A 21,131-nucleotide genomic window follows, 5' to 3' on the forward strand; every position below is an offset into this window, starting at 1 on the left:
CGTCCGCCAGGGACGGAGGGTCGCGCATGCCGTTGGGAGACATCGCAGGCGAAGCACTGGGCGGCGTGTTCCGCTTCATCGCACGCATCGTGTTCGAGATCGTGGTCGAGTGGCTGCTGCGCGGCACCGGCGCGTTGATCCTGCGGCTTGTCCGTCCGCGGCACGAGCCGGGTGAGACGGCGGCGATCCTGGCCGGACTGGTCTTCTGGATCGCGATGATCGCACTGGGTCTTTGGGTCTACCGACAGGCGGCCCCGTGAACGATTGTCCCCTGTGTACCGGTCCGCTGAGCCCCATCGAGGTGGCGCCCTGCTTCGACTGCGGGCATGCACCGCGCGAACTGGACGAGTGTCGACGTGGCGAACACGAGTACTACGTTGTCGAGCTGTGGGGGCGAGAACTGGTGCTCTGCGACTTCTGCTATGCCGACTTCGGCTCGTACTTCCCCGACTACTGGGGCCTGCCGGACGGCCCACTGCCCGATTACCCGCTACGCATCGTCCGCGATGTCGAAAAGCCGGCCTTCGCACAGGACATGTACTGCCCGACCTGCCAGCATCGCCTGGCCTTCCTCCGGTTCCGGCATCATGCGCTGGCGCGGAACGCGGGCGAATCCTCCTCCAGGACACTTCCATGACGACCTCCGACTACCTGCTCATCTCCCGCGGCCAGTGGGACGAATCCGCCTCGAAGGAAGACGTGCAGGACGCCATCGACCGCTTCTATGTCTGGTACGAGCAGGGACTGGCCGACGGCGTGCTGAAGCCCGGCAGCCGGCTGGAGCATCGCGGCCGGCAGGTATCGCGCAACGGGATCACCGACGGGCCGTTCGCCGAGGCGAAGGAACTGGTGGGCGGCTACTGGTTCATCGTCGCCGACTCGCTGGACCACGCCGCGCAAATCGCTTCGCAGAATCCCTGTCTCGCCTTCGGCCTGACCCTGGAGATCCGGCCGCTGGAAGCCGCGCGGGCGCGCGCGGAAGTCGCCACCAACGAAACGCCGGCCGCCTGGCGTTCCGGCGCCGACTGAATCCTCCGATGGCGTCGACCTCATCGCCCTTGCATGGCGGCTGCCACTGCGGCGCGCTCACCCTGGACCTGACGACGTCGCTCATCCCCGCAGAGACGGCGCCACGCGCCTGCGACTGCAGCTTCTGCCGTGCGCACGGCGCCGCGTGGATATCGGACGCGACGGCACGGGTGCTCATCCAGGCCCGCCGCCCGGATCGCCTGCGCCGTTATCGGCAGGGATCGGACGCCGCGCAGTTCCTGTTGTGCAGCGACTGCGGGGTGCTGGTGGCGGTCGTGTTCGAAGAGGCCGACCGGCGCTTCGCAGCCGTCAATGCCGGCTGCCTGGACGCACGCGACGCGTTCGCTCCCGCCGTGCCCGCCTCGCCGCAGGCGCTGGCGCCCGACGAGAAGACCGCCCGCTGGCGTCGGCTGTGGGTGCGCGACGTGCAACTGCTGGCCTGAAGGCGCCGACAACCGGCCCGCAAGGTCCGGATGCCCGACCGTGGGTCGCGGATACGCGCGCGCAAGGCCAAGACGCTTGCGCACAAGGATAAAGGTGAGACACGCGAGGCACCGGTGATTGCCGGCGCAAGCGCTTCATTCCTGCGCGCGGGTTTCCCGATCCGGTGCGCAAGCGTCCCGCATCCGCGCGCGAGGCTGCCGGACTCGCAACCAAGCCGGGGACACTCGCGCGTGGGCCACGGGAATCCCGCGCGCAAGGCAGGTCAGTCTCAACCGTCGGACGCCGAGGCTTGCACGCGGGTGTCGCGGGGGCGCGCAGGACCCGTGGAACAGACCGTCAGGCGTCCGCCATCGCGGCTTCGATCTCGTCGGCGCTGCGCGCCAGCGCGTCGGTCAGCACGCGTGGCTCGCCGGCAGTGACCAGCACGTCGTCCTCGGTGCGGATGCCGATGCCGCGCCACTTCGCGTCTACGGTCTCGTCGTCGTGGCCGACGTAGAGGCCGGGCTCGATGGTAAACACCATGCCGGCTTCCAGCAGGCGCGATTCGCCGTCGATCCGGTAGTCGCCTACGTCATGGACATCCAGGCCGAGCCAGTGGCCGGTCTTGTGGCGGTAGAAGCGGCGGTAGGTGCCTTCGGCGAGATGCTTTTCCAGCTTGCCCTTCAGCAGGCCGAGCCTGAGCAGGCCCTCGGTCAGCGTCTCGACCGCGGCCACATGGCCGGCCTCGTACGGCACGCCGACGCGCGCGCAGGACAGCGCAGCCTTCTGCGCCTCGCCGACGAGGTCGTGCAGCGCGCGCTGCGCCGGGGTGAAGCGGCCGTTGACCGGGAAGGTACGGGTGATGTCGGCGGCGTAGCCGCGGTACTCGGCGCCGGCATCGATCAACACCAGGTCGCCGTCGCGTGCCTGCGCGGTATTGGCGCGGTAGTGCAGCACGCAGGCGTTGTGGCCGGCGCCGACGATGCTGTTGTAGGCCGGCCACGCGTCGTTAGCGCGGAACACGCGCTCCAGGTCCGCCTGCAGTTCGTACTCGCGGATGCCGGGCCGCGCCGCGCGCATCGCGGCGCGATGCGCCTCCACGCTGATGTCGGCCGCGCGCTGCATCAGCCTGACCTCGTCCTTCGACTTGAACAACCGCAGGTCGTGCAGCAGGTGGCCGAGTTCCAGGAATTCGTGCGGCGGCTGCGCGCCCTGCTTCACATGTGCGCGTACGTGGCGCACCCAGCCAATCAGCTTGAGGTCGAAGTCGGCGTCGCGGCCGAAGTGGTAATAGACCCGCGAACGCCCTTCCAGCAGGCCAGGCAGGATCTCGTCGAGGTCGTCGATGGGATAGGCATCGTCCATCCCGTAGTCGTTGACCGCACCGTCCTGACCGGCGCGCGGACCGTCCCAGCCTTCGCGCTCGAGGTCGCGTTCGCGGCAGAACAGGAGGGTTTCGCCGTGCTTGCGGCCCGGCACCAGCACCAGTACGGCTTCCGGCTCGGGAAAGCCGCTGAGGTACCAGAAGTCCGAGTCCTGCCGGTACGGATAGTGCGTGTCGTGGCTGCGCACGCGCTCGGCGGCAGCCGGCAGTACCAGGATCGCGTCGTTGCCGGCCAGCCGCATCAACTGCTTGCGGCGGCGGGCGAACTCCGCCGCGCCGATGCCGGCGACGGCCTTCATCAGTTCAGGCTCCGGCGGTGCCGGGGCCCGAGCACGCAGTCGCCATGCAGCAACAGGACCGCGACGCGGACGAACTCTTCCAGTTCCGCCAGCGCGTCCTCGTCTTCCTCGTCGTCGCTGCTCTCGGCCGAGGCCTGGGCCAGGCGCGCCAGATCCTGCAGGGCCTCCTGCCCTTCCTCGGACAGCGGCGGCGATGCGCCGGCGGCCAGGCCGAATGCGCCGAGGAAGCCCTGGCACCAGCCGAACAGCGCTTCGGCACGCTCGTCCAGCGGGCGGTCCGCCGCAGGCAGCAGCAGGTCGAAGGCGAAGCTGCGGTCTTCCAGTTGCGCGACCGCGCACTGGCGCAACTGGTCCAGCGCACTGCCGGCCGCGGGCGCAGGCACCTGATCGTCGGCCAGCGCGCGGGACAGCCAGGTATCGTCGGCGGTACCACCGCCGGCCAGCCAGCCGCACAGGGCGCCGTGCAGTTCGGACGCGTCCATGGCCAGGCCAAGCTGGCGGGAAGCGGCCGCCACGTCGGCGATATCGGGAAGGTCGGGCATAGAAGAACGCAATCCGTCAGGGGTTTCGGACAACCGCGCCAGTGTACCAACGAAAACCCGCTCCCCTCCTTGTTGTGCCTGTGTACGCATGCCTACACTCGCGTATTGCCTCCGCTCCGGGCGCCCGTCCTCCCTCCATGCACGCCTCTTCTGTCGCTGCAATCCTGGCAACGGCTTCCCCCCTGTCGTCCCGGCTGGCCATGGGATTGGCGGGCGTGGTGCTGGTGGGCGTGATCGTGATCGGCACGCGCCGCTGGTGGCAGGCGTGGCTGACGACCCGTCATATGCCGCAGGAGCCGTTACGCAGCGAGTCGCTGCGCAACCGCGACGAGCGGCTCAAGCTGGCGCTGTGGGCCTCGGGCGAACAGTTCTGGGACTACGACCTGGTGCAGCGCCGCCTCTACCGGATGCGCGCGGACGAGACCGCCGTGCAGACGGCCGACATCACCGTACTGACGCGCCAGGGCGAAGTCCCGACCATCCATGAGGAAGACCTGCCCCTGGTGCAGGAGCGGCTGCGCCAGCACCTGCAGGGCAAGACGCCGCTCTTCATGTCCGAGCACCGCATGGACATGCTGGGCAACGGCACGTGGGTGTGGGTGCGCGCACGCGGCCGCGTGGTCGAGCGCGACGCCGAGGGCCAGCCGATCCGCATCGCGGGCACCGCGCGCGACATCACCGCCAGCCGCAATGCCGAATACGAGCACCGCATCGCCGGCGAAGTGATGCGCAGCATGAACGAGGCCGTGGCCGTGCTGGACTGGGCGCACCAGTTCATCACCATCAATCCGGCCTTCACCCGCATCACCGGGTACGCGGAAGAGGAGATCATCGGCCAGCCGATGACGATGCTGGACAGCGACCAGCACGAGGACGCCTTCTTCGAGCGGATGAACCGCGAACTGCGCCTCACGGGACGCTGGTCGGGCGAGATCTGGAAGGTGCGCAAGGACGGCGAGGAGATCCTCTGCCGGATCGAGACCAACGTGGTGCCGGATGCCAGCGGCGAGCGCCCGCTCTACGTGCAGGTGCTTACCGACATCACCGAGCAGAAGCGCGCCGAGCAGGAGCTGCGCTATCTGGCCAACTACGACACCCTGACCAGCCTGCCCAACCGCTCGCTGCTGTCCGAACGCCTGTCGCGCGCGATCGTGCGGGCGCGCCGCGAACACGGGCACGTGGCGGTGCTGTTCATCGACCTGGACCGGTTCAAGGACATCAACGATTCGCTCGGCCACGCCACCGGCGACCGCATCCTGCGCTCCGCCGCCGCGCGCGTACAGCAGACGGTGGGCACGCAGCACACGGTGGCGCGCCTGAGCGGCGACGAGTTCACCGTGGTGCTGGAGGACATCAACGGCATGCCCGATGCCGAAGAGGTCGCCCAGCGCATCATCCATGCTTTCCGCGCGCCGCTGAACTTCGGCGAGCGGCTGGAGCTGGCGGTATCGCCGTCGATCGGCATCAGCCTGTATCCCGAACATGCGCAGGTGCCGACCGAACTGCTGAAGCACGCCGACACCGCGATGTACCAGGCCAAGGCGATGGGCCGGCACACCTATGAGGTGTATTCGGAATCGATGGACGAGAAGAACCGCCATCGCGCCATCCTCGCCAGCGCGCTGCGCCGCGCGATCGACCGCAACGAACTGTCGCTGGTGTTCCAGCCACGCCTGTCGATCTCGCGCCAGCGGATCACCGGCGTGGAGGCGCTGCTGCGCTGGGACAGCAAGGAATTCGGCATGGTGTCGCCGGCGCAGTTCATCCCGCTGGCCGAAGAGTCGGGGATGATCCTCGAACTCGGCGCCTGGGCGCTGCGACATGCCTGCCTGACCCTGCGCGAATGGCACGACGCCGGCCTGGAAGAACTCAGCGTGGCGGTGAATGTGTCGGCCACCCAGTTGCAGCGCGGCGACCTGCAGACCGTGGTAGCGCGCACGCTGGAGGAAACCGGCGTGCCGGCCAACCGGCTGGAGCTGGAACTGACCGAGAGCGTGGTCATGGCCAGCCCCGAGCAGAACGCCGATACCCTGCGTGCCTGCCGCCGCCTGGGGATCTCGCTGGCGATCGACGACTTCGGCACCGGCTATTCCTCACTCGCATACCTGAAGCGCCTGCCGCTGACCACGCTCAAGATCGACCGCGAGTTCATCAGCGACCTGACCCACGACACCGACGACGAAGCGATCACCAGCACCATCATCACGATGGGCCAGTCACTGGCGCTGAAAGTGGTGGCCGAGGGCGTCGAAACCTGGGACCAGTACGAGTTCCTGCGCAACCACGGCTGCGACGAGGTACAGGGGCACTGGGTGTCGCAGGCGCTCGGTGCCGACCAGTGCCTGCGTTTCATCCGCGACTATTACCCCGGCTCGGGCATGCGCGTCGCCTCCTGACCCCCCTTGTGGGAGCGACGTCAGTCGCGATCAGGGGCCCGGTATCGCGACTGACGTCGCTCCCACAGCCCAACGCCCTTGACCCGCCCTCGGGCGCATGCCTATCGTGACCGCCATGGACACCGCCGACCTCCTCGACCAGCTCCGCGCGCTCAGCACGCGCATCCAGGAAGTGGCGGACCGTTGCCAGCGCCTCGCCGACGAGAACCGCAGCCTGCGCCAGCAGCAGGAGCAGTTGGTGGGCGAACGTTCGCAACTGCTGGCCAAGAACGAGCAGGCGCGTTCGCGCGTGGAAGCGATGATCAGCCGCCTCAAATCCCTGGAGCAGCACACGTGAGCGCCAACGAACCGGTCAGCGTCCATATCCTGGACCGCGAGTACACCGTCGGTGTCGCGCCGGACGAGCGCTCCAGCCTGATGGCCGCCGCCAAGCTCCTCGACAGCCGCATGCGCGAAGTGCGCGGCAGCAACCGCATGGCCGCCGTCGATCGCGTCGCCGTACTGGCCGCGCTCAACCTGGCACACGAATTGCAGCAACTGCGCGACGAGCAGCACGTGCGCAACCGCGAGGTCGAACGCACCCTGCAGGATCTGCACCGCAAACTGGACGGCGTGCTCGGCGCACCCTAACGGCGCGCACATTTCGCCGACTGCTTACTGAATCCGCCGACGAACGGGCTAGGCAAAAAATCTTCGCTCGCTATACTGGCTTCGCGTCCTCTGCTGTACTCGACAGTGAGCGCAAACATTCGCCTTGTCCCTTAATGACGACCACGGGATGGTGACGTAACCGGGAGTGCAAGTCTGCCTCGCAGCGGAAAGCCCGATGGTTGCCCAACCTTCCCACTTGAACCCCGGGTTCAAGGTCGTTTCGCGAACATCGTGCATGGCGGAGGACGTATTTTTTCCCGCGGCAGCGGCATCAGCCGCGACCCGGCCGGTCCTGTTGCACCCGCCCTTGAGCGGGATGACTTCGAAACGAAGCCGACTGCACTAGGGATCCGACGCACAGGGCCGTGACTGACGCCGCTCCCGCGGTCCCACGCCGGCAACGCCGGTGCGCATGCCGTAAAATTCGCGCATGCCCGTCCCGTCCCCTTTTTCGCCATGACTGCCGAGCGCGATGCACTGCGGCGAGAACTACGCGCGCGTCGTCGTGCCCTGCCCGCGGCCGAGCGTATCGCGGGCGCCGATGCGCTGGCCGCGCGGCTCTTCGCACTGCCGTTCTTTCCTGCTTCGGGCTACGTGGCCGGCTATTGGGCGATGGATGGCGAGATCGGCCTGCACAGCTGGCAGTTGCGGCTGCCCAAAGGCCTGGTCTATTGCCTGCCCGTGCTGTCGGACGACGAGACGCTGCGCTTCGCGCCATGGCGGCCGGGCGACGAGCTGGTCACCAACCGCTACGGCATCCCCGAGCCGGACGTGGATCCGCGCTCGGGCCTGTCGGCATCCGACATGGCCCTGATCGCCGTGCCGCTGGTGGGCTTCGACGCTGCCGGGCATCGCCTCGGCATGGGAGGCGGCTGGTACGACCGCACCCTCGCGCCGCGCCTACAGCGTCCCGCCCCGCCCTGGCTGGTCGGCGTCGGCTTCGAAGCGCAGCGCATCGATGCTCTGGTCGCGCAACCCTGGGACGTACCGCTGGATGCGGTCTGCACCGAGCGCGACACGCTGCTTTTCCCCCTCCCGTCGAAGGCCACGCCATGACCTCCCGCAAGCACTACTGGCTGATGAAGTCCGAGCCGGACGCCTTCTCCATCGACGACCTGAAGAAGGTCGGCACCGAGCCGTGGAACGGCGTGCGCAATTACCAGGCGCGCAACTTCATGCGCAACATGCAGGTCGGCGACGGCGTGCTGTTCTACCACTCCAATTGCAAGGAACCGGGCATCGTCGGTACCGCCACCGTGGCCGCCACGGCGTATCCGGACGAGACCCAGTTCAATCCCAAGTCCGATTACTACGATCCCAAGAGCACGCGCGAGGAACCGCGCTGGTCGCTGGTGGACGTGAAGTTCGAACGCAAGCTCAAGCGCACCATCACGCTGGACGAGATCAAGCAGCATGCCGACGACCTCGGCGAAGGTTTCGCGCTGATCCAGCGCGGCAGCCGCCTGTCCGTGCTGCCGGTCACCGCCGCGCAATGGAAATTCCTGCTGGCCCTCGAATGATCCCCCGCCCTTGTAGGAGCGACGTGAGTCGCGACCGCACGGCACCGGAGACCAAGGGCAGCACTGCCATGGTCCCGGTGTTCCCTGCCCGCCAACCTGCGTTCCTGGCGCCACATTCTTTCGGTCGCGACTCACGTCGCTCCTACAAACGACTCCCTCCCGTACCCGAGTGTTGACCCCATGAGCGAAGCAAAGCGCCTGGCCGGCGAAAAGGCCATCGAGTTCGTCGAAGACGGCATGATCGTCGGCGTCGGTACCGGCTCCACCGTGGCCTATTTCATCGATGCGCTGGCCGGCATCAAGGACCGCATCAAGGGCGCCGTGTCCAGCTCCGAGCAGAGCACCGCGCGCCTGAAGCAGCACGGCATCGAGGTGCTCGACCTCAACCACACCGGCACGCTGTCGCTGTACGTGGACGGCGCCGACGAGTGCGATCCGCACAAGCGCCTGATCAAGGGCGGCGGTGCGGCGCTGACGCGCGAGAAGATCATCGCCGAGGCCAGCAAGCAGTTCGTCTGCATCGTCGACCCGAGCAAGCAGGTGCCGGTGCTCGGAAAATTTCCGCTGCCGGTGGAAGTCATCCCGATGGCGCGCAGCCTGGTCGCCCGCGAGATCCTCGCCATGACCGGCGGCCAGCCGGTGTGGCGCGACGGCGTGACCACCGACAACGGCAACGTGGTGCTGGACATCCACAACCTGTCGATCGCCGATCCGGTGGCGATGGAGCGCGAGATCAACCAGATCCCCGGCGTGGTCGCCGTGGGCCTGTTCGCCCGCCGCCCGGCCGACATCGTGATCGTCGGCGGCGAGCCGCCGCGCGTCCTGACCTGAGACGGACCTCCCCGATGCCTGCCGCGCGCACGCTGCTGTTCGCCATGCTGATGGCTGCCGGCAGCGCCGCGGCAGCCGACGATCCCGTCCTTGCACCGCCGACGCAGGCACTGCCACCGGCCGTCCAGGCGATGAGCGACGACCTGCGCCGCATCGTGGCGGCGCGCGATCTGCAGGGACTGCGTGCGCATGTACGCGAGGACACCACGCTTAGCTTCGGCGGCGATGCGGGGCCACAGGGCTTCGACGCGGTCTGGACCAGCGATGCCGCCGCCACGCGCGAACTGTGGCGCGTGCTGGACGCCCTGCTGGTCCTGCCGGGCGTCGCGCAGCAGGAGGACGGTAAGACGGTCTACTGCGCACCCTACGTGTTCTGCCTGCCTTATCCGGCCGACATCGATGTGTTCGACGCGCAAGTCGTACTGGGTCGCGATGTCGCCCTGAGGGCACGACCCGATCCGCAGGCGCCGGTCGTCGCACGGGTCGGCCAAGTGGTGCTGACGGCCATCGATGACGCCACCGGCGCGTCGACGCCCGGCTGGGTGCATGTACGCCTGGCGTCGGGCCAGCAGGGCTACATCGCCGGCGCGCTGCTGCGAAGCCCGATCGACTACCGGATCGCGCTCATCGATGAGGGCGATGGTCGCTGGAGCATCCAGTACTTCGTCGCCGGCGACTGAGCGCGCGGCAATCCGCTCAACCGTTGTCCGAAAGCGCCTTGACCAGGTCGCCGACCAGTTCCCGCTTCTTCGGCGGCAATTGCAGGAACGTGTCGATCACCTGGCGTTCGCGTCCACCAACGCCGGCAGGCCAGAGCGGGCGCGGCTCCGCCACGCGCGAGCGGGCCGACGTACCGAAACGCAGGATGTGGGGCTCCATGCCCAGCAGATCCGCGATCACCTGCAACTTGTCCTGGGCCGGGATCGCCTGCCCGCTCAGCCAGCGTGAGGTCGTCTGGGCCGTGACCGAACGGCCACGATAGTTCGTGTTGAACAGACGGAACAGAACCGAAGGGCGAGGCTCATAGCCCGCCTGCTGCATGGCGTGCGCGAGTCGCTGCGAGAATTTTTCATGCTCGTTGCCCATGGCGACAACGTTAGCGACGGCGACTCACACTTATTCACTAGTTAAGTTAATTGACTGGAACTTATCGAGTTAATAGAGTCGATCCGCGTCGCGACTCCCGGGCGCCCGGCCACAGATCACAGGATTCCGCGTCACTTTTCCACCGACAGAAGGAGATGTCGATGTCGCCTATCGAGACCCCCGCGCATGATGCGCCCGCCGCCGCCGCTGATCATCCCGCTGCAGGCGCGTCGCCTCCCCTCGTGCCGCTTGATGATGCCCTGCACCTGCTGCAGGCGGATCCTGGCCACAGTCTCGCCGATCCCGGCCTCGCGCGACTGACACCCGCGAGTCTCGACCGCCTGTTCCTCGCCGCCCGCCGCCAGGCCGAGCGCAACCACGACGGCATCCTGCTGCTGCTCGATCTGCTGCAGCTCGCACAGCGTGCGGAGGAAGGACACCCGCGCCCGCTGATGCCCGGTGTGATCCGCCATTTGCGCCACCACGTGGAAGACCAGCACCGCTGGCAGGCGCTGGCGGACAATGCGGCGTACTACCGGGACAACCGGCAGGTGGCGGAGCGCGTGGCCGCTCGGCTGCAGTCAGACTGATCGCGGCCATGCGGTGGAGGCGGCGATACACTACGCTCCTCGTTCGATGCGGGATCCCAGCATGCGTCTTCCCCAGTGGTCCGTCCTCGTGTTCACCCTCCTCCTCAGCGCCTGCGCCAACGGCGGCCCCTGGGTCGAAGTCGGCGGCGAACGATTCGCGGTGGAGATCGCCGACGACGATGCCGAGCGCGCCCGCGGGCTGATGTTCCGCGACGAACTGGCTGCCGGGACCGGCATGCTCTTCATCCATGACGCCGAGGAGCCGCAGGCGTACTGGATGAAGAACACCCGCATTCCGCTGGACATCCTGTACTTCGACAACGCGCGCAAGCTGGTGACCCAGCAGCGCAACGTACCGCCCTGCTCCGGTGGCGACCGCTGCCCTTCATACCCCAGCGACAAGCCCGCCCGCTACGTGCTGGAACTGAATGCCGGCGAAGCCGAACGGCTGAAGCTGCAGGACGGCGCGGAAATGGGGTTCGGCAAGGGCATTCCGCCCGTCCGCTGAGGCTTGATTGTGCGGGCGATTGGCCGCAGTCTGTGGCCATGGGGGATCGACTGACATTGCCGGAATGGAATGCGTTGGCCGACCAGGCCGACGACACCGTGCCGCTGCTGGAAACCGCGCTGCTCATCGCGCGCGACGAATACCCCGAGCTGGACGCCGACCTGTACGACACGCTGGTGCAGAGCCACGCCGAACACCTGCGCCACGAGATCGGTACCATCGAGCCGTGGCCGCTGAAGATGGCGGCGATCAACCGCTACCTGTTCGACGAACTCGGTTACACCGGTAACCACGACGAGTACTACGACCCGCGCAACAGCTACCTCAACCAGGTGTTCGAGCGCCGGCTGGGCAATCCCGTGTCGCTGGCCATGGTGCAGATGGAAGTCGCGCACCGCCTGGGCGTGCCGCTGGATGGCGTGTCGTTCCCGGGGCATTTCCTGGTGCGCCTACCGGTCGATGACGGGCTGCTGGTGATGGATCCGTTCAATGGTGGCCGCCCGCTGGGCGTGGACGAACTGCGCGAACGCGCCAAGCCGCACCTCGGCGGCGACATCCCGGACGATGCCGCACTGCTGCACATCCTCAATCCCGCCTCGCCGCGCGCGATCCTGGTACGCACGCTGCGCAACCTGCATGGCGTCTACGCGGAGCGCGAGGAATGGGATCGCGCCGCGCGCAGCGCCGACCGCGTGCTGAAGCTGACGCCCGATCAGCCGGAAGCGCTGCGCGACCGCGGACTGGCCTACCTGAAAATGGACTACAAGGCCGGCGCGCAACGCGACCTGGCCCGCTACCTGCACCTGTCGCCGGACGCCAAGGACGCACCCGAGCTGCGCGAGCAGCTGGTGGAAATCAATGCGGTGCGTACGTCGCGGATGCATTGAGGCGGCCACCGGGTATGAGTGTGGGAGCGACGTAAGTCGCGATGACGCGCCGCGGAGGATCATTGCGACTTACGTCGCTCCCATACCACCCGTTCAGTCCAGCTCCACCATCTCGAAATCATCCTTGCCCACGCCGCAATCGGGGCAGGTCCAGTCGGCCGGTATGTCTTCCCAGCGCGTGCCCGGCGCAATGCCTTCTTCGGGCAGCCCATCGGCCTCGTCGTAGATGAAACCGCAGACCACGCACATCCAGGTGCGGAACATGGTGTCGGTGGCGTCGGTCACGGGATAATGCCGGCTTGGAGGAGCGGCCATTGTCCCATCGCCGCCCACGTACCGGAAGTTCGCCGATGACCCCTCAGCCGCCGTCCGTCCGCCCTGCCCGCGGGCTGTACCTGATCACGCCGGAAGAGCCCGATACCGCGCGCCTGCTGGCACGCGTGGCGGCCGTGCTGCCGCAGGCGACCTGGCTGCAGTATCGGCAGAAGGGCGCGGACAGCGCGCGCCGGCATACGCAGGCGATGGCGCTGCAGGCGGTGTGTGCGCAGGCCGGCGTGCCGCTGATCATCAACGACGACGTTGCGCTCGCCGGAGCCGTCGGTGCCGCCGGCGTGCATCTGGGTGAGGACGATGGCGATATCGCCGCTGCGCGCTCGCAGCTCGGCGAACACGCCATTGTCGGCGCCTCCTGCTACGACGAAGGCGTACTGGCCGAGCGTGCCGTGGCATCCGGCGCCAGCTACGTGGCGTTCGGCGCCTTCTTCCCCACCGCCAGCAAGGTCACCACGCGTCGCGCGACCCCCGCGCTGCTGACCGGCGCCGTGGCGCTGGGCGTCCCGCGGGTGGCGATAGGCGGCATAACGCCGGACAATATGGGCCCGCTGGTGGCCGCCGGCGCCGACCTGGTCGCCGTGATCGGCGGCGTGTTCGAAGCGCCCGATCCGGTGGCGGCGGCGATCGCCTACCGGCAGGGCTTCGAAGGCCGCTGACCCCCATGTTGTGGGAGCGACGTCAGTCGCGATGATGGGCCGATGGTGGTTCATCGCGACTGACGCCGCTCCCACAGGACGATTTCCCTTCTTCTGGACCCTCCCATGAACCACGACCAGTCCCACGCCTTCTTCGCACGCGCCCAGCAACTGCTTCCCGGCGGCGTCAATTCGCCGGTACGCGCGTTCAAGTCGGTGGGCGGCGAACCGTTCTTCGTGCAGCGCGCCGACGGCGCCTGCCTGCACGACGTCGATGGCAACCGCTACATCGACTACGTCGGCTCGTGGGGCCCGATGATCGTCGGCCACAACCACCCGGCCGTGCGCGACGCCGTGCAGGCGGCCATCCAGAATGGCCTGTCGTACGGCGCGCCGTGCCCCGCCGAAGTGACGATGGCGGAAACGATCACACGCCTGGTGCCGTCCTGCGAGATGGTGCGCATGGTCAATTCCGGTACCGAGGCCACGCTGTCGGCGATCCGCCTGGCGCGCGGCGCCACCGGCCGCAACCGCATCGTCAAGTTCGAAGGCTGCTACCACGGCCACGGCGATTCGTTCCTGGTGAAGGCCGGCAGCGGCATGCTGACGCTGGGCGTGCCGACCTCGCCCGGCGTACCGGCGGGCCTGAGCGAACTGACGCTGACGCTGAGCTACAACGACGTCGATGGCGCGACCGCGCTGTTCGAGCAGTACGGCAGCGAGATCGCCTGCCTGATCATCGAGCCCGTCGTCGGCAACGCCAACTGCCTGCCGCCGCGCGAGGGCTATCTGCAGCACCTGCGCGCCCTGTGCACGCAGCACGGCGCGCTGCTGATCTTCGACGAAGTGATGACCGGCTTCCGCGTCGCCCTCGGCGGCGCGCAGGCGCACTACGGCATCACGCCCGACCTGACCACCTTCGGCAAGATCATCGGCGGCGGCATGCCGGTGGGCGCGTACGGCGGCCGCCGCGAACTGATGCAGCAGATCGCGCCGGCCGGCCCGATCTACCAGGCCGGCACGCTGAGCGGCAATCCGGTGGCGATGGCCGCCGGCCTGGCGATGCTGGAGTTGATCCAGGCACCTGGCTTCCATGACGGGCTCGCCGCCGCGACGGCCGCACTGTGCGAAGGCATGGAAGCCGCCGCGCGCGACGCCGGCGTGCCGCTGACCACCACGCGTGTCGGCGCGATGTTCGGCCTGTTCTTCACCGACCAGCAGGTCGATACCTACGCCCAGGCCGTGGCCTGCGACACCGCCGCGTTCAACCGCTTCTTCCACGCGATGCTCGAGCGCGGCGTGTACCTGGCGCCGTCGGCGTTCGAAGCCGGCTTCATGTCCAGCGCGCATACGCCGGACGTGATCGAGGCGACGCTGGCCGCCGCGCGCGAGGCCTTCAAGGTCGTCGCCGCGGGATGAAACCCCGCATCCACCAGGTGCTGTTCGATTTCGACGGCGTCCTGGCCCACTACCGGCACGAGGTGCGCGTCGCGCACCTCGCCGCACGTGCCGGTTGCGAACACGAGCACGTTCGCAACGTCCTGTTCGCGTCCGGACTGGAATCCGAATACGACAGCGGCGCCATCGATACCGCGACCTATCTGCGCCGGCTGGGCGACGGCCTCGGCGCGGTGATCGACGAGGATGCGTGGATCGCCTCGCGCATGGCCGGCAGCACCGCCATCGACGACGTGCTGGTCCGGATCGCCGCCCTCCATCCGGACGTGGCGATGGGCGTACTGACCAACAACGGCGCGCTGATGACACGAGCCATCCCGCGCATCGTCGCGCCCGTGGCCGCTCGTATCGAAGGGCGTGTGCTGACCAGCGGCGGCCTGCAGCGACGCAAGCCGCTGCCGACGACCTTCATCCATGCGCTCGAGCTGCTGGGCTGGGAGCCGGCCACGACGCTGTTCGTGGACGACCTGTTCACCAACGTGCAGGGCGCGCGCGAGGCCGGCCTGCACGCGGAGACCGTCACCGACGCACGCAGCCTCGGCAAGGCACTGAAGCGTTACGTATTCGGGCCGCAGACCGGCTGGTAACAGACTTCAGCGCAGCGCGAACGCGCGCAGCGCCGCCTGCAGGCGCGCGAGGCCCTCGGCGATCTCCGCATCGGTGATGTTGAGCGACGGCACGAAGCGCAACACGTCAGGACCGGCCTGCAGCATCAGCAGCCCCTGCGCCGCCGCCAGATCGAGCACCTCGCCCGCGCGCCCCGCGTACTTCGCGTTGAGCACGGCACCCAGCATCAGGCCACGGCCGCGCACCTGCGAGAACAGGCCGAGTTCGGCGTTGATCGTATCCAGTCCCTTGCGCAGCGCAGCCGACTGGCGCGCCACGTTGTTGGCGATCTGCGGCGAGGCCAGCTTGCGCAAGGCCACGCGCGCCACCGCCGCGGCCAGCGGATTGCCGCCGAACGTGGTGCCGTGCGCGCCGAACTGCATCACCTCGGCGACCTTCGGGCCGGCCAGCATCGCGCCGATCGGGAAGCCGCCACCCAACGCCTTGGCCAGCGTGACGATGTCCGGCACCACACCATCCTGCCAGTGCGCGAAGAGGGTGCCGGTGCGGCCCATGCCGGCCTGGATCTCGTCCAGCACCAGCAGCGCGCCATGGTGGTCGCACAGCTCGCGGACCGCGCGCAGGAAGCCGGACGCGGCCGGCATCACGCCGCCTTCGCCCTGCACCGGCTCCAGCATCACCGCGGCCACGTCGCCGCAGGACATCGCGATCTCCAGTTGGGTCAGGTCGTTGAAGTCGACGTAGCGGAAGCCACCCGGCAGCGGTTCGTAGCCCTCCTGGTACTTGGGCTGCGCGGTCGCGGTGACCGCGGCCAGCGTGCGGCCATGGAAGCTGCCGCGGAAGGTCACGATGACGCGCTGGTCCGGCGCGCGCCCCTGCGAGGCGGCCCATTTGCGCACCAGCTTGATCGCCGCCTCGTTGGCTTCGGCGCCGGAGTTGCACAGGAACACGCGCTCGGCGAAGCGCGAGGCGGTGACCAGTTCCTCGGCCAGCCGCAGCGGCGGCTCGCTGTAGAAGACGTTGCTGGTGTGCCACAGCTTGCCGGCCTGCTCGGTGAGCGCGGCCACCAGATCGGGATCGTTGTGGCCGAGCCCGCAGACGGCGATGCCGGCGGAAAGATCCAGGTATTCCCGGCCTTCGCTGTCCCAGACGCGCGCACCCTGCCCGCGCTCCAGGATCACCTCGCGCGGACGGTAGACCGGCAGGTAATAGCGCTGTCCGTTCGACAGCAGGTCGGAAGTCGTGGCGCTCATGGCGGCGGCTCGCGGCAACGGAAGGGGCCGCGTATTGTCGCTCATCAAGCGGCCCGTACCAGCGGGCGGTGCAGCATGCCGCGCTCAGCCGGCGAACGCGATCTCCGCCGCCGGCAGTGCGCGGATGCCCACGCCGAAACTGCGGATCGCCGGCAGGGTGGCGTTGTGGTGGGCGCGGATCTGCGCGGCGTCGGCATGCGCCTTGTCGTGGGTGGTATGCGCATCGGCGGCGAGCACCACGTGGTAACCATGCGCCGCGGCGCTGCGCGTGGTGGTGTCCACGCAGAACTCGGTGGCGTACCCGCACAGCACCACGCCCTCCACGCCGCAGAACGACAGGACTTCGTCCAGACCGGTGCGCAGGAACGCGTCCGGCGTGGTCTTGCGGATGCGATGGTCGCCCTCGACCACGCGCAGCGCCGGATGCAGCGCCCAGCCCGATGATTCCGGCGCCAGATCGCCGGCCCGTTCGTGCTGCACGAAGACCACCGGCGCGGCGGCCTCACGCGCCTTGTCCGCCAACGCGTTGATGCGGGCGACGACGGCATCGGCATCGGCCGGCGGCGGTTGCGGCTCGAACAGGCCGCGCTGCACATCGATCACGATCAGGGCGAGATTCATCTTGCGGACTCCTGCTTCGATTGCCTACCAGCTTCCCGTATTCGGCATCGAAAGCCAAGGTTCCTGCGGCGGCAGTGCGCTGCCCTTCTGCAGCAGTTCGATGGAGATCAGGTCCGGCGTGCGCACGAACGCCATGCGCCCATCGCGCGGGGGCCGATTGATGGTGATGCCCTTCGACTGCAGGTGCGCGCAGAGCGCGTAGATATCGTCGACCTCGAACGCGAGGTGGCCGAAGTTGCGTGCGCTGCCGTAGTTTTCCGGCGGCGTACCGTCTTCCGGCGGCCAGTTGTAGGTCAGTTCGACCTCGGCTTCGGGATTGGCGGGGGCGCCGAAGTACACCAGCGTGAAGCGGCCCTGCGGACTCTCCATGCGGCGGGTTTCCGTCAGGCCCAGGCCTTCGGTGAGGAAGCGGCTGGTCTTGTCCAGGTCATGGACGCGGATCATGGCGTGCAGGTATTTCATGGCGATGGCTCGGTGGGGTCAGTCCAGAAACAGGTCGGGCAACGGCGCCTGCGACGCATCGACCGCATACGGCGCGAAATCGGTGACGCCGGCCTCGCGCAGTACGTCCTCGTCGATCAGGAACCGGCCATGGAAGCCACGCGCCTCGCGCACCAGCACGGCGTGCGCCGCATCGGCGACGATCTGCGGGGTTCGGCAGCGCGGGATCTCGACGCCGGGGATCATGTTCAATGCGTCGGTGGCGATGATGGTGCGCGGCCACAGCGCGTTGACCGCGATGCCTTGGGGGCCGAACTCGCCGGCCAGGCCCAGCGTCACGAAGCTCATGCCCATCTTCGCCAGCGTGTAGCCGGTATGCGGTGCCCACCACTTCGGGTCCAGCGACGGCGGCGGAGCCAGCGTCAGGATGTGCGGGTTGGCGGCTTGCTTCAGATACGGCAGGCAAGCCTGCGCGCACAGGAAACTGCCGCGCGCATTGACCTGCTGCATCAGGTCGAAGCGCTTCATCGGCGTGTCCAGCGCACCGGCCAGCCAGATGGCGCTGGCGTTGTTGACCAGGATGTCGATGCCGCCGAAGGCATCGGCGGTCGCGGCCATCGCCGCCTTCACCTCGTCCTCTTCGCGGATGTCGCACTTCAGCGCCAGTCCGCGTCCACCCGCTTCATTGACCGCCTGCGCGGCGGTATGGATGGTGCCCGGCAGTTTCGGATTCGGCACCGACGACTTGGCGGCGATCGCCACGTTGGCGCCATCGCGTGCCGCGCGCAGGGCGATGGCCAGGCCGATGCCGCGCGAGGCGCCGGTGATGAAGAGGGTCTTGCCGGCCAGCGAGGTCATGGTGTGCTCCTGAGGAAGGATCGGATGGACGCAGTCGGGCTCACGGCTTCGGTCCCTGCCCTTCGTTGTCTTCCCACTTCAACAGCGTGCGCGTGATGAAGCGATAGACCGGTTTGCCGGTGCGGAACCACAGCTCGCGCAGCCATGAGGTGCGCTTGAGCACACGTTTCTCGACCGGCGTCAGCGACGCGGCGCAGTACATGCGCTTGTGCTTGAGCAGGTGGCGCAGGTCCTGCCGCGCCAGCAGCCGCATCCAGCGCGAGCGCGGATCGCCGCGGGTGGCGAGCTGGAAATCGATGATGGCCGGGCGGCCGTCGGCCAGCACCAGCCAGTTGGCCTCCTTGGCGAGGTCGTTGTGCGCGATGCCGCGACGATGCAGCTGCTGCAGCAGCCGACGCGCGCGACGGAAATAGGCCAGGTCCCCGCGCGGAGGCCGCTGGTACATCGCCGCGCCTTCCATGTAGCTGCGATCCAGCCGGCGGCCCGTCCAGTCCAGCAGCTGCGGGACGTCGGCCATGCCGGCGACCTTGCGCAGGGCCAGCGCCTCGCGCCGCGCCAGCCACCATGCCGGCAGCCGCAGCCACAGCGGGACGTGCGCGAGGTCACGCCGCACGAACGGCCCCTCCGGTCCCTGCATCAACGAGATGCGGCCGAAGCTGTCGGCCTTGAGTGCAGCAATTTCGGAAGGCGAGCGCAAGTCCACCCCGTCATTCTACGTCCATAGGTCGCAGACGCGGGTCATGAACCGCCGCCTATAATCCGCCGATGGAAGCTTCCTGGTTCGACAACCTGCTGGCCTGGATCAGCGCGCATCCCGTGGCCGCCGGGCTGGTGATCTTCGCGATCGCCTTCTGCGATGCGGTCATCATCCTCGGCGCCATCGTGCCGGCCCTGCCGTTGCTGTTCGCGGTCGGCGTGCTGATCGGACTGGGCGAAATCTCCGGACCCTACGCCGTCATCTGCGCCACGCTGGGCGCGCTGGTCGGCGATGCGACGAGTTACTGGGTCGGCCACCGCTGGGGCCAGCAGCTGCGCACGGTGTGGCCGTTCCGCAAGTATCCGCAACTGCTGGACCGCGGCGAACTGCTGTTCCGCCGCAATGCGTGGAAGAGCATCTTCATCGCGCGCTTCGTCGGCCCGATCCGCCCCTTCGTGCCGGCGGTCGCCGGCATCTCGCGCATGCCGCTGCGCCGCTACGTGGTGGCCAGCGGCGCGGCCTGCGTGGCGTGGGCGGCCGCGTTCCTGTTGCCCGGCTGGGTGCTGGGGCACGCTTACGACGCCGTGGCGGCGGTCGCCGGCCGGCTGGCGCTGGTGCTCGGCCTGCTGGTCGTGGTGCTGGCGCTGGCATGGGCGCTGGTGCTGTACACCTACCGCTGGTTCGCCGCGCACGCGGACGCCCTGCTGGCGCGTGCGCTGGCGTGGTCGCATGCGCACCCGGTGCTGGGCCGACACACGGCCGCCGTGTTCGAGCCGTCACGACGCGAATCGGTACCGCTCGCGCTGCTGGCGATCCTGCTGCTGGCGATCGTGTGGGTGTGGTTCGCGTTCCTCATCATCGTGATCGGCCACGGCGAACCCTTGGCGGTGGACCTGTGGGTCTACGAACTGATGCGCGCCCTGCGCAATCCGCTGGCCGACTACCCGCTCGCCGCGCTGGCTTCGCTGGGCGACGAGCAGGTCCTCGCGCCGGCGTCGCTGCTGGTGCTGGGCTACCTGTGCTGGCGCAAGCGCTGGATGGCGGCCGGCCACTGGCTGGCGGCGCTGGCGTTCGGACTGGCCTTGACGGCCTGGCTCGGTGCGTCGGTCGACATCCCCAAGCCACCGAGCGTCAGCAGCGGTTTCGGCTTCCCGTCGATCGCGGTGACGATGTCCACGATCACCTTCGGCTTCTTCGCGGTGCTGATCGCGCGCGAACTGCCGGGCCGCACGCGCGTGTGGCCCTACCTGGTGTCCGGCCTGGTGGTGGCGCTGATCGGCTTCGCACGGATCTACCTGGGCGCGCACTGGTTGAGCGACATCATCGGCGGCATACTGTTCGGCCTGGTCTGGCTGCTGGTGCTCGGCATCGCCTACCGCCGGCGCATGGTGCGCTCGTTCTGGATCAAGCCGATCGCATGGCTGTTCTATGGCAGCTTCGTGCTGGCGGCCTTGTGGCACGCGCCACGCAACGTGGACACCATGCTGGCGCAGTTCCAAGCCCCGGTGATCGAGGCGAGCGTCCCGACGCAGGAGTGGTGGGACCGTGGCTGGCAGTCGCTGCCGGCACGCCGCAACGAATTCGACGACGAACAGCGCTGGCCGCTGGATGTGCAGGTCGCCGGTCCGCTGGCGCCGCTGAAGGCGACATTGACCGCCGCCGGTTGGCGCGAGCAGCCGCAGGCGGGCTGGGAAGACGCATTGAACCTGCTCGACAGTGATTTGCCCGACGATGAGCAGCCGGTGCTGCCGGCGACGCTGGACACGCGTGCGGAAAGCCTGCTGATGCTGCGCAAGGGCAACCAGCCCGGCGAAGTCTACGTACTGCGCCTGTGGCCGGCCGACACGCGCCTGCAGCCCGGCGACGTGCCCCTGTGGATCGGCAGCGCGCAGGTGCTGCAGCAGCAGCGCGCATTCAACCTGGTGCGCCTGTGGCGGCCATTGCGCGAGGCGCGCACCGCGCTGGATGCGGTGACGCAGGCCACGTCGGACCTGGACCACGCGATCGCGCCGCATCCGGATTCCGGGCTTCCCGTGCTGCGCCTGCGTACCGAGGGCGCGGACGTCCGTCCACCCGGAACGTCCGAAGACAAGTAGAGCGGAGCGTGCTCCGCTTGCCTGTC

General features: G+C 68.4%; 27 protein-coding genes and 1 other RNA gene. 19 read left to right on the forward strand and 9 right to left on the reverse strand.

Annotated elements, in window-relative coordinates:
* The first annotated feature begins 26 nt into the window (after nt 1–26).
* The 4 genes from AC1Q5B_RS18120 to AC1Q5B_RS18135 are packed head-to-tail and all read left to right on the forward strand — an operon-like array spanning nt 27 to nt 1,472.
* Entirely contained in the window at nt 27–260 is a 234-nt protein-coding gene (locus AC1Q5B_RS18120; protein ID WP_492632845.1) for a hypothetical protein, read from the forward strand.
* On the forward strand, nt 257–637 hold the full coding sequence (locus AC1Q5B_RS18125) for a hypothetical protein (RefSeq protein WP_492632846.1): 381 nt from the start codon (nt 257–259) through the stop codon (nt 635–637). The genes AC1Q5B_RS18120 and AC1Q5B_RS18125 overlap by 4 nt, the downstream gene beginning before the upstream one ends.
* Nucleotides 634–1,029 carry a YciI family protein gene (locus tag AC1Q5B_RS18130; protein WP_492632847.1) on the forward strand — a complete coding sequence of 132 codons (396 nt, stop codon included), beginning with the start codon at nt 634–636 and terminating at the stop codon, nt 1,027–1,029. The genes AC1Q5B_RS18125 and AC1Q5B_RS18130 overlap by 4 nt, the downstream gene beginning before the upstream one ends.
* 8 nt (nt 1,030–1,037) lie before the next feature.
* Nucleotides 1,038–1,472, forward strand: coding sequence for a GFA family protein (locus AC1Q5B_RS18135; RefSeq protein ID WP_492632848.1), 435 nt, complete (start codon nt 1,038–1,040; stop codon nt 1,470–1,472).
* A 337-nt stretch (nt 1,473–1,809) separates the two neighbouring features.
* On the opposite strand, the gene AC1Q5B_RS18140 is transcribed toward AC1Q5B_RS18135, so the two are convergent.
* Together AC1Q5B_RS18140 and AC1Q5B_RS18145 are read right to left on the reverse strand one after the other, a co-directional pair.
* Nucleotides 1,810–3,135 carry an aminopeptidase P N-terminal domain-containing protein gene (locus tag AC1Q5B_RS18140; protein WP_492632849.1) on the reverse strand — a complete coding sequence of 442 codons (1,326 nt, stop codon included), beginning with the start codon at nt 3,133–3,135 and terminating at the stop codon, nt 1,810–1,812.
* Nucleotides 3,135–3,677, reverse strand: a complete 543-nt coding sequence (locus AC1Q5B_RS18145) for a UPF0149 family protein (protein WP_492632850.1) — start codon at nt 3,675–3,677, stop codon at nt 3,135–3,137. The genes AC1Q5B_RS18140 and AC1Q5B_RS18145 overlap by 1 nt, the downstream gene beginning before the upstream one ends.
* Nucleotides 3,678–3,814: 137 nt before the next feature.
* Here AC1Q5B_RS18145 and AC1Q5B_RS18150 point away from each other — a divergent pair, with 137 nt between their 5' ends.
* The 8 genes from AC1Q5B_RS18150 (at nt 3,815) to AC1Q5B_RS18185 (ending at nt 9,755) form a co-directional block, all read left to right on the forward strand.
* The gene (locus AC1Q5B_RS18150) at nt 3,815–6,073 is read left to right on the forward strand and encodes a putative bifunctional diguanylate cyclase/phosphodiesterase (protein WP_492632851.1); all 2,259 of its coding nucleotides are present in this window, start codon (nt 3,815–3,817) and stop codon (nt 6,071–6,073) included.
* 115 nt (nt 6,074–6,188) lie between these two features.
* A complete protein-coding gene (locus AC1Q5B_RS18155) occupies nt 6,189–6,410 on the forward strand; it encodes a TIGR02449 family protein (protein ID WP_492632852.1) in 222 nt (73 codons plus the stop codon).
* Nucleotides 6,407–6,703, forward strand: coding sequence for a cell division protein ZapA (locus AC1Q5B_RS18160; protein ID WP_492632853.1), 297 nt, complete (start codon nt 6,407–6,409; stop codon nt 6,701–6,703). Before AC1Q5B_RS18155 ends, AC1Q5B_RS18160 begins: the two co-directional genes overlap by 4 nt.
* An 84-nt stretch (nt 6,704–6,787) precedes the next feature.
* Nucleotides 6,788–6,973, forward strand: a non-coding RNA gene (ssrS, locus tag AC1Q5B_RS18165) — 6S RNA.
* 207 nt (nt 6,974–7,180) lie between these two features.
* Nucleotides 7,181–7,780, forward strand: coding sequence for a 5-formyltetrahydrofolate cyclo-ligase (locus AC1Q5B_RS18170; protein WP_492632854.1), 600 nt, complete (start codon nt 7,181–7,183; stop codon nt 7,778–7,780).
* Entirely contained in the window at nt 7,777–8,244 is a 468-nt protein-coding gene (locus tag AC1Q5B_RS18175; protein ID WP_492632855.1) for an EVE domain-containing protein, read from the forward strand. Before AC1Q5B_RS18170 ends, AC1Q5B_RS18175 begins: the two co-directional genes overlap by 4 nt.
* Before the next feature lie 180 nt (nt 8,245–8,424).
* Complete coding sequence (rpiA, locus tag AC1Q5B_RS18180; protein ID WP_492632856.1) at nt 8,425–9,075, forward strand: ribose-5-phosphate isomerase RpiA; 651 nt, start codon at nt 8,425–8,427, stop codon at nt 9,073–9,075.
* A gap of 14 nt (nt 9,076–9,089) precedes the next feature.
* Nucleotides 9,090–9,755: an SH3 domain-containing protein gene (locus tag AC1Q5B_RS18185; protein WP_492632857.1), complete on the forward strand. Its 666-nt coding sequence runs from the start codon at nt 9,090–9,092 to the stop codon at nt 9,753–9,755.
* 16 nt (nt 9,756–9,771) lie between these two features.
* Here AC1Q5B_RS18185 and AC1Q5B_RS18190 read toward each other — a convergent pair whose 3' ends face one another.
* The gene (locus AC1Q5B_RS18190; protein ID WP_492632858.1) at nt 9,772–10,161 is read right to left on the reverse strand and encodes a hypothetical protein; all 390 of its coding nucleotides are present in this window, start codon (nt 10,159–10,161) and stop codon (nt 9,772–9,774) included.
* 161 nt (nt 10,162–10,322) lie between these two features.
* On the opposite strand from AC1Q5B_RS18190, the gene AC1Q5B_RS18195 reads away from it, so the two are divergent.
* The 3 genes from AC1Q5B_RS18195 (at nt 10,323) to AC1Q5B_RS18205 (ending at nt 12,146) form a co-directional block, all read left to right on the forward strand.
* On the forward strand, nt 10,323–10,751 hold the full coding sequence (locus tag AC1Q5B_RS18195; RefSeq protein WP_492632859.1) for a hypothetical protein: 429 nt from the start codon (nt 10,323–10,325) through the stop codon (nt 10,749–10,751).
* Nucleotides 10,752–10,812: 61 nt separating this feature from the next.
* On the forward strand, nt 10,813–11,259 hold the full coding sequence (locus tag AC1Q5B_RS18200) for a DUF192 domain-containing protein (RefSeq protein ID WP_492632860.1): 447 nt from the start codon (nt 10,813–10,815) through the stop codon (nt 11,257–11,259).
* 38 nt (nt 11,260–11,297) lie between these two features.
* Nucleotides 11,298–12,146 (forward strand): SirB1 family protein, encoded by an 849-nt coding sequence (locus tag AC1Q5B_RS18205; RefSeq protein WP_492632861.1) that lies wholly within the window; start codon nt 11,298–11,300, stop codon nt 12,144–12,146.
* Nucleotides 12,147–12,239: 93 nt separating this feature from the next.
* Here the strand turns inward: AC1Q5B_RS18205 and AC1Q5B_RS18210 are convergent, their stop codons facing one another.
* Nucleotides 12,240–12,461, reverse strand: coding sequence for a rubredoxin (locus AC1Q5B_RS18210; protein WP_492632862.1), 222 nt, complete (start codon nt 12,459–12,461; stop codon nt 12,240–12,242).
* Nucleotides 12,462–12,496: 35 nt separating this feature from the next.
* Between AC1Q5B_RS18210 and thiE the strand changes: the two genes are divergently transcribed.
* The 3 genes from thiE (at nt 12,497) to AC1Q5B_RS18225 (ending at nt 15,159) form a co-directional block, all read left to right on the forward strand.
* Nucleotides 12,497–13,135, forward strand: a complete 639-nt coding sequence (gene thiE, locus AC1Q5B_RS18215) for a thiamine phosphate synthase (protein WP_492632863.1) — start codon at nt 12,497–12,499, stop codon at nt 13,133–13,135.
* A gap of 105 nt (nt 13,136–13,240) precedes the next feature.
* Nucleotides 13,241–14,533 carry a glutamate-1-semialdehyde 2,1-aminomutase gene (hemL, locus tag AC1Q5B_RS18220; protein ID WP_492632864.1) on the forward strand — a complete coding sequence of 431 codons (1,293 nt, stop codon included), beginning with the start codon at nt 13,241–13,243 and terminating at the stop codon, nt 14,531–14,533.
* A complete protein-coding gene (locus tag AC1Q5B_RS18225; RefSeq protein ID WP_492632865.1) occupies nt 14,530–15,159 on the forward strand; it encodes an HAD-IA family hydrolase in 630 nt (209 codons plus the stop codon). Before hemL ends, AC1Q5B_RS18225 begins: the two co-directional genes overlap by 4 nt.
* 6 nt (nt 15,160–15,165) lie before the next feature.
* Here the strand turns inward: AC1Q5B_RS18225 and AC1Q5B_RS18230 are convergent, their stop codons facing one another.
* The 5 genes from AC1Q5B_RS18230 to AC1Q5B_RS18250 all read right to left on the reverse strand — a co-directional run bounded on the left by AC1Q5B_RS18230 (nt 15,166) and on the right by AC1Q5B_RS18250 (nt 19,009).
* Entirely contained in the window at nt 15,166–16,392 is a 1,227-nt protein-coding gene (locus AC1Q5B_RS18230) for an acetylornithine transaminase (RefSeq protein WP_492632866.1), read from the reverse strand.
* Nucleotides 16,393–16,476: 84 nt separating this feature from the next.
* On the reverse strand, nt 16,477–17,013 hold the full coding sequence (locus AC1Q5B_RS18235) for a cysteine hydrolase family protein (RefSeq protein ID WP_492632867.1): 537 nt from the start codon (nt 17,011–17,013) through the stop codon (nt 16,477–16,479).
* A 24-nt stretch (nt 17,014–17,037) separates the two neighbouring features.
* Nucleotides 17,038–17,475 (reverse strand): VOC family protein, encoded by a 438-nt coding sequence (locus AC1Q5B_RS18240; RefSeq protein WP_492632868.1) that lies wholly within the window; start codon nt 17,473–17,475, stop codon nt 17,038–17,040.
* 18 nt (nt 17,476–17,493) lie between these two features.
* Entirely contained in the window at nt 17,494–18,312 is an 819-nt protein-coding gene (locus tag AC1Q5B_RS18245) for an SDR family oxidoreductase (protein ID WP_492632869.1), read from the reverse strand.
* A gap of 40 nt (nt 18,313–18,352) precedes the next feature.
* Nucleotides 18,353–19,009 (reverse strand): protein kinase family protein, encoded by a 657-nt coding sequence (locus AC1Q5B_RS18250; RefSeq protein ID WP_492632870.1) that lies wholly within the window; start codon nt 19,007–19,009, stop codon nt 18,353–18,355.
* 68 nt (nt 19,010–19,077) lie between these two features.
* On the opposite strand from AC1Q5B_RS18250, the gene AC1Q5B_RS18255 reads away from it, so the two are divergent.
* Nucleotides 19,078–21,105: a bifunctional DedA family/phosphatase PAP2 family protein gene (locus tag AC1Q5B_RS18255; protein WP_492632871.1), complete on the forward strand. Its 2,028-nt coding sequence runs from the start codon at nt 19,078–19,080 to the stop codon at nt 21,103–21,105.
* Nucleotides 21,106–21,131: the final 26 nt, after the last annotated feature.

The organism is Pseudoxanthomonas sp. GW835-FHT14C01, from assembly GCF_058793715.1.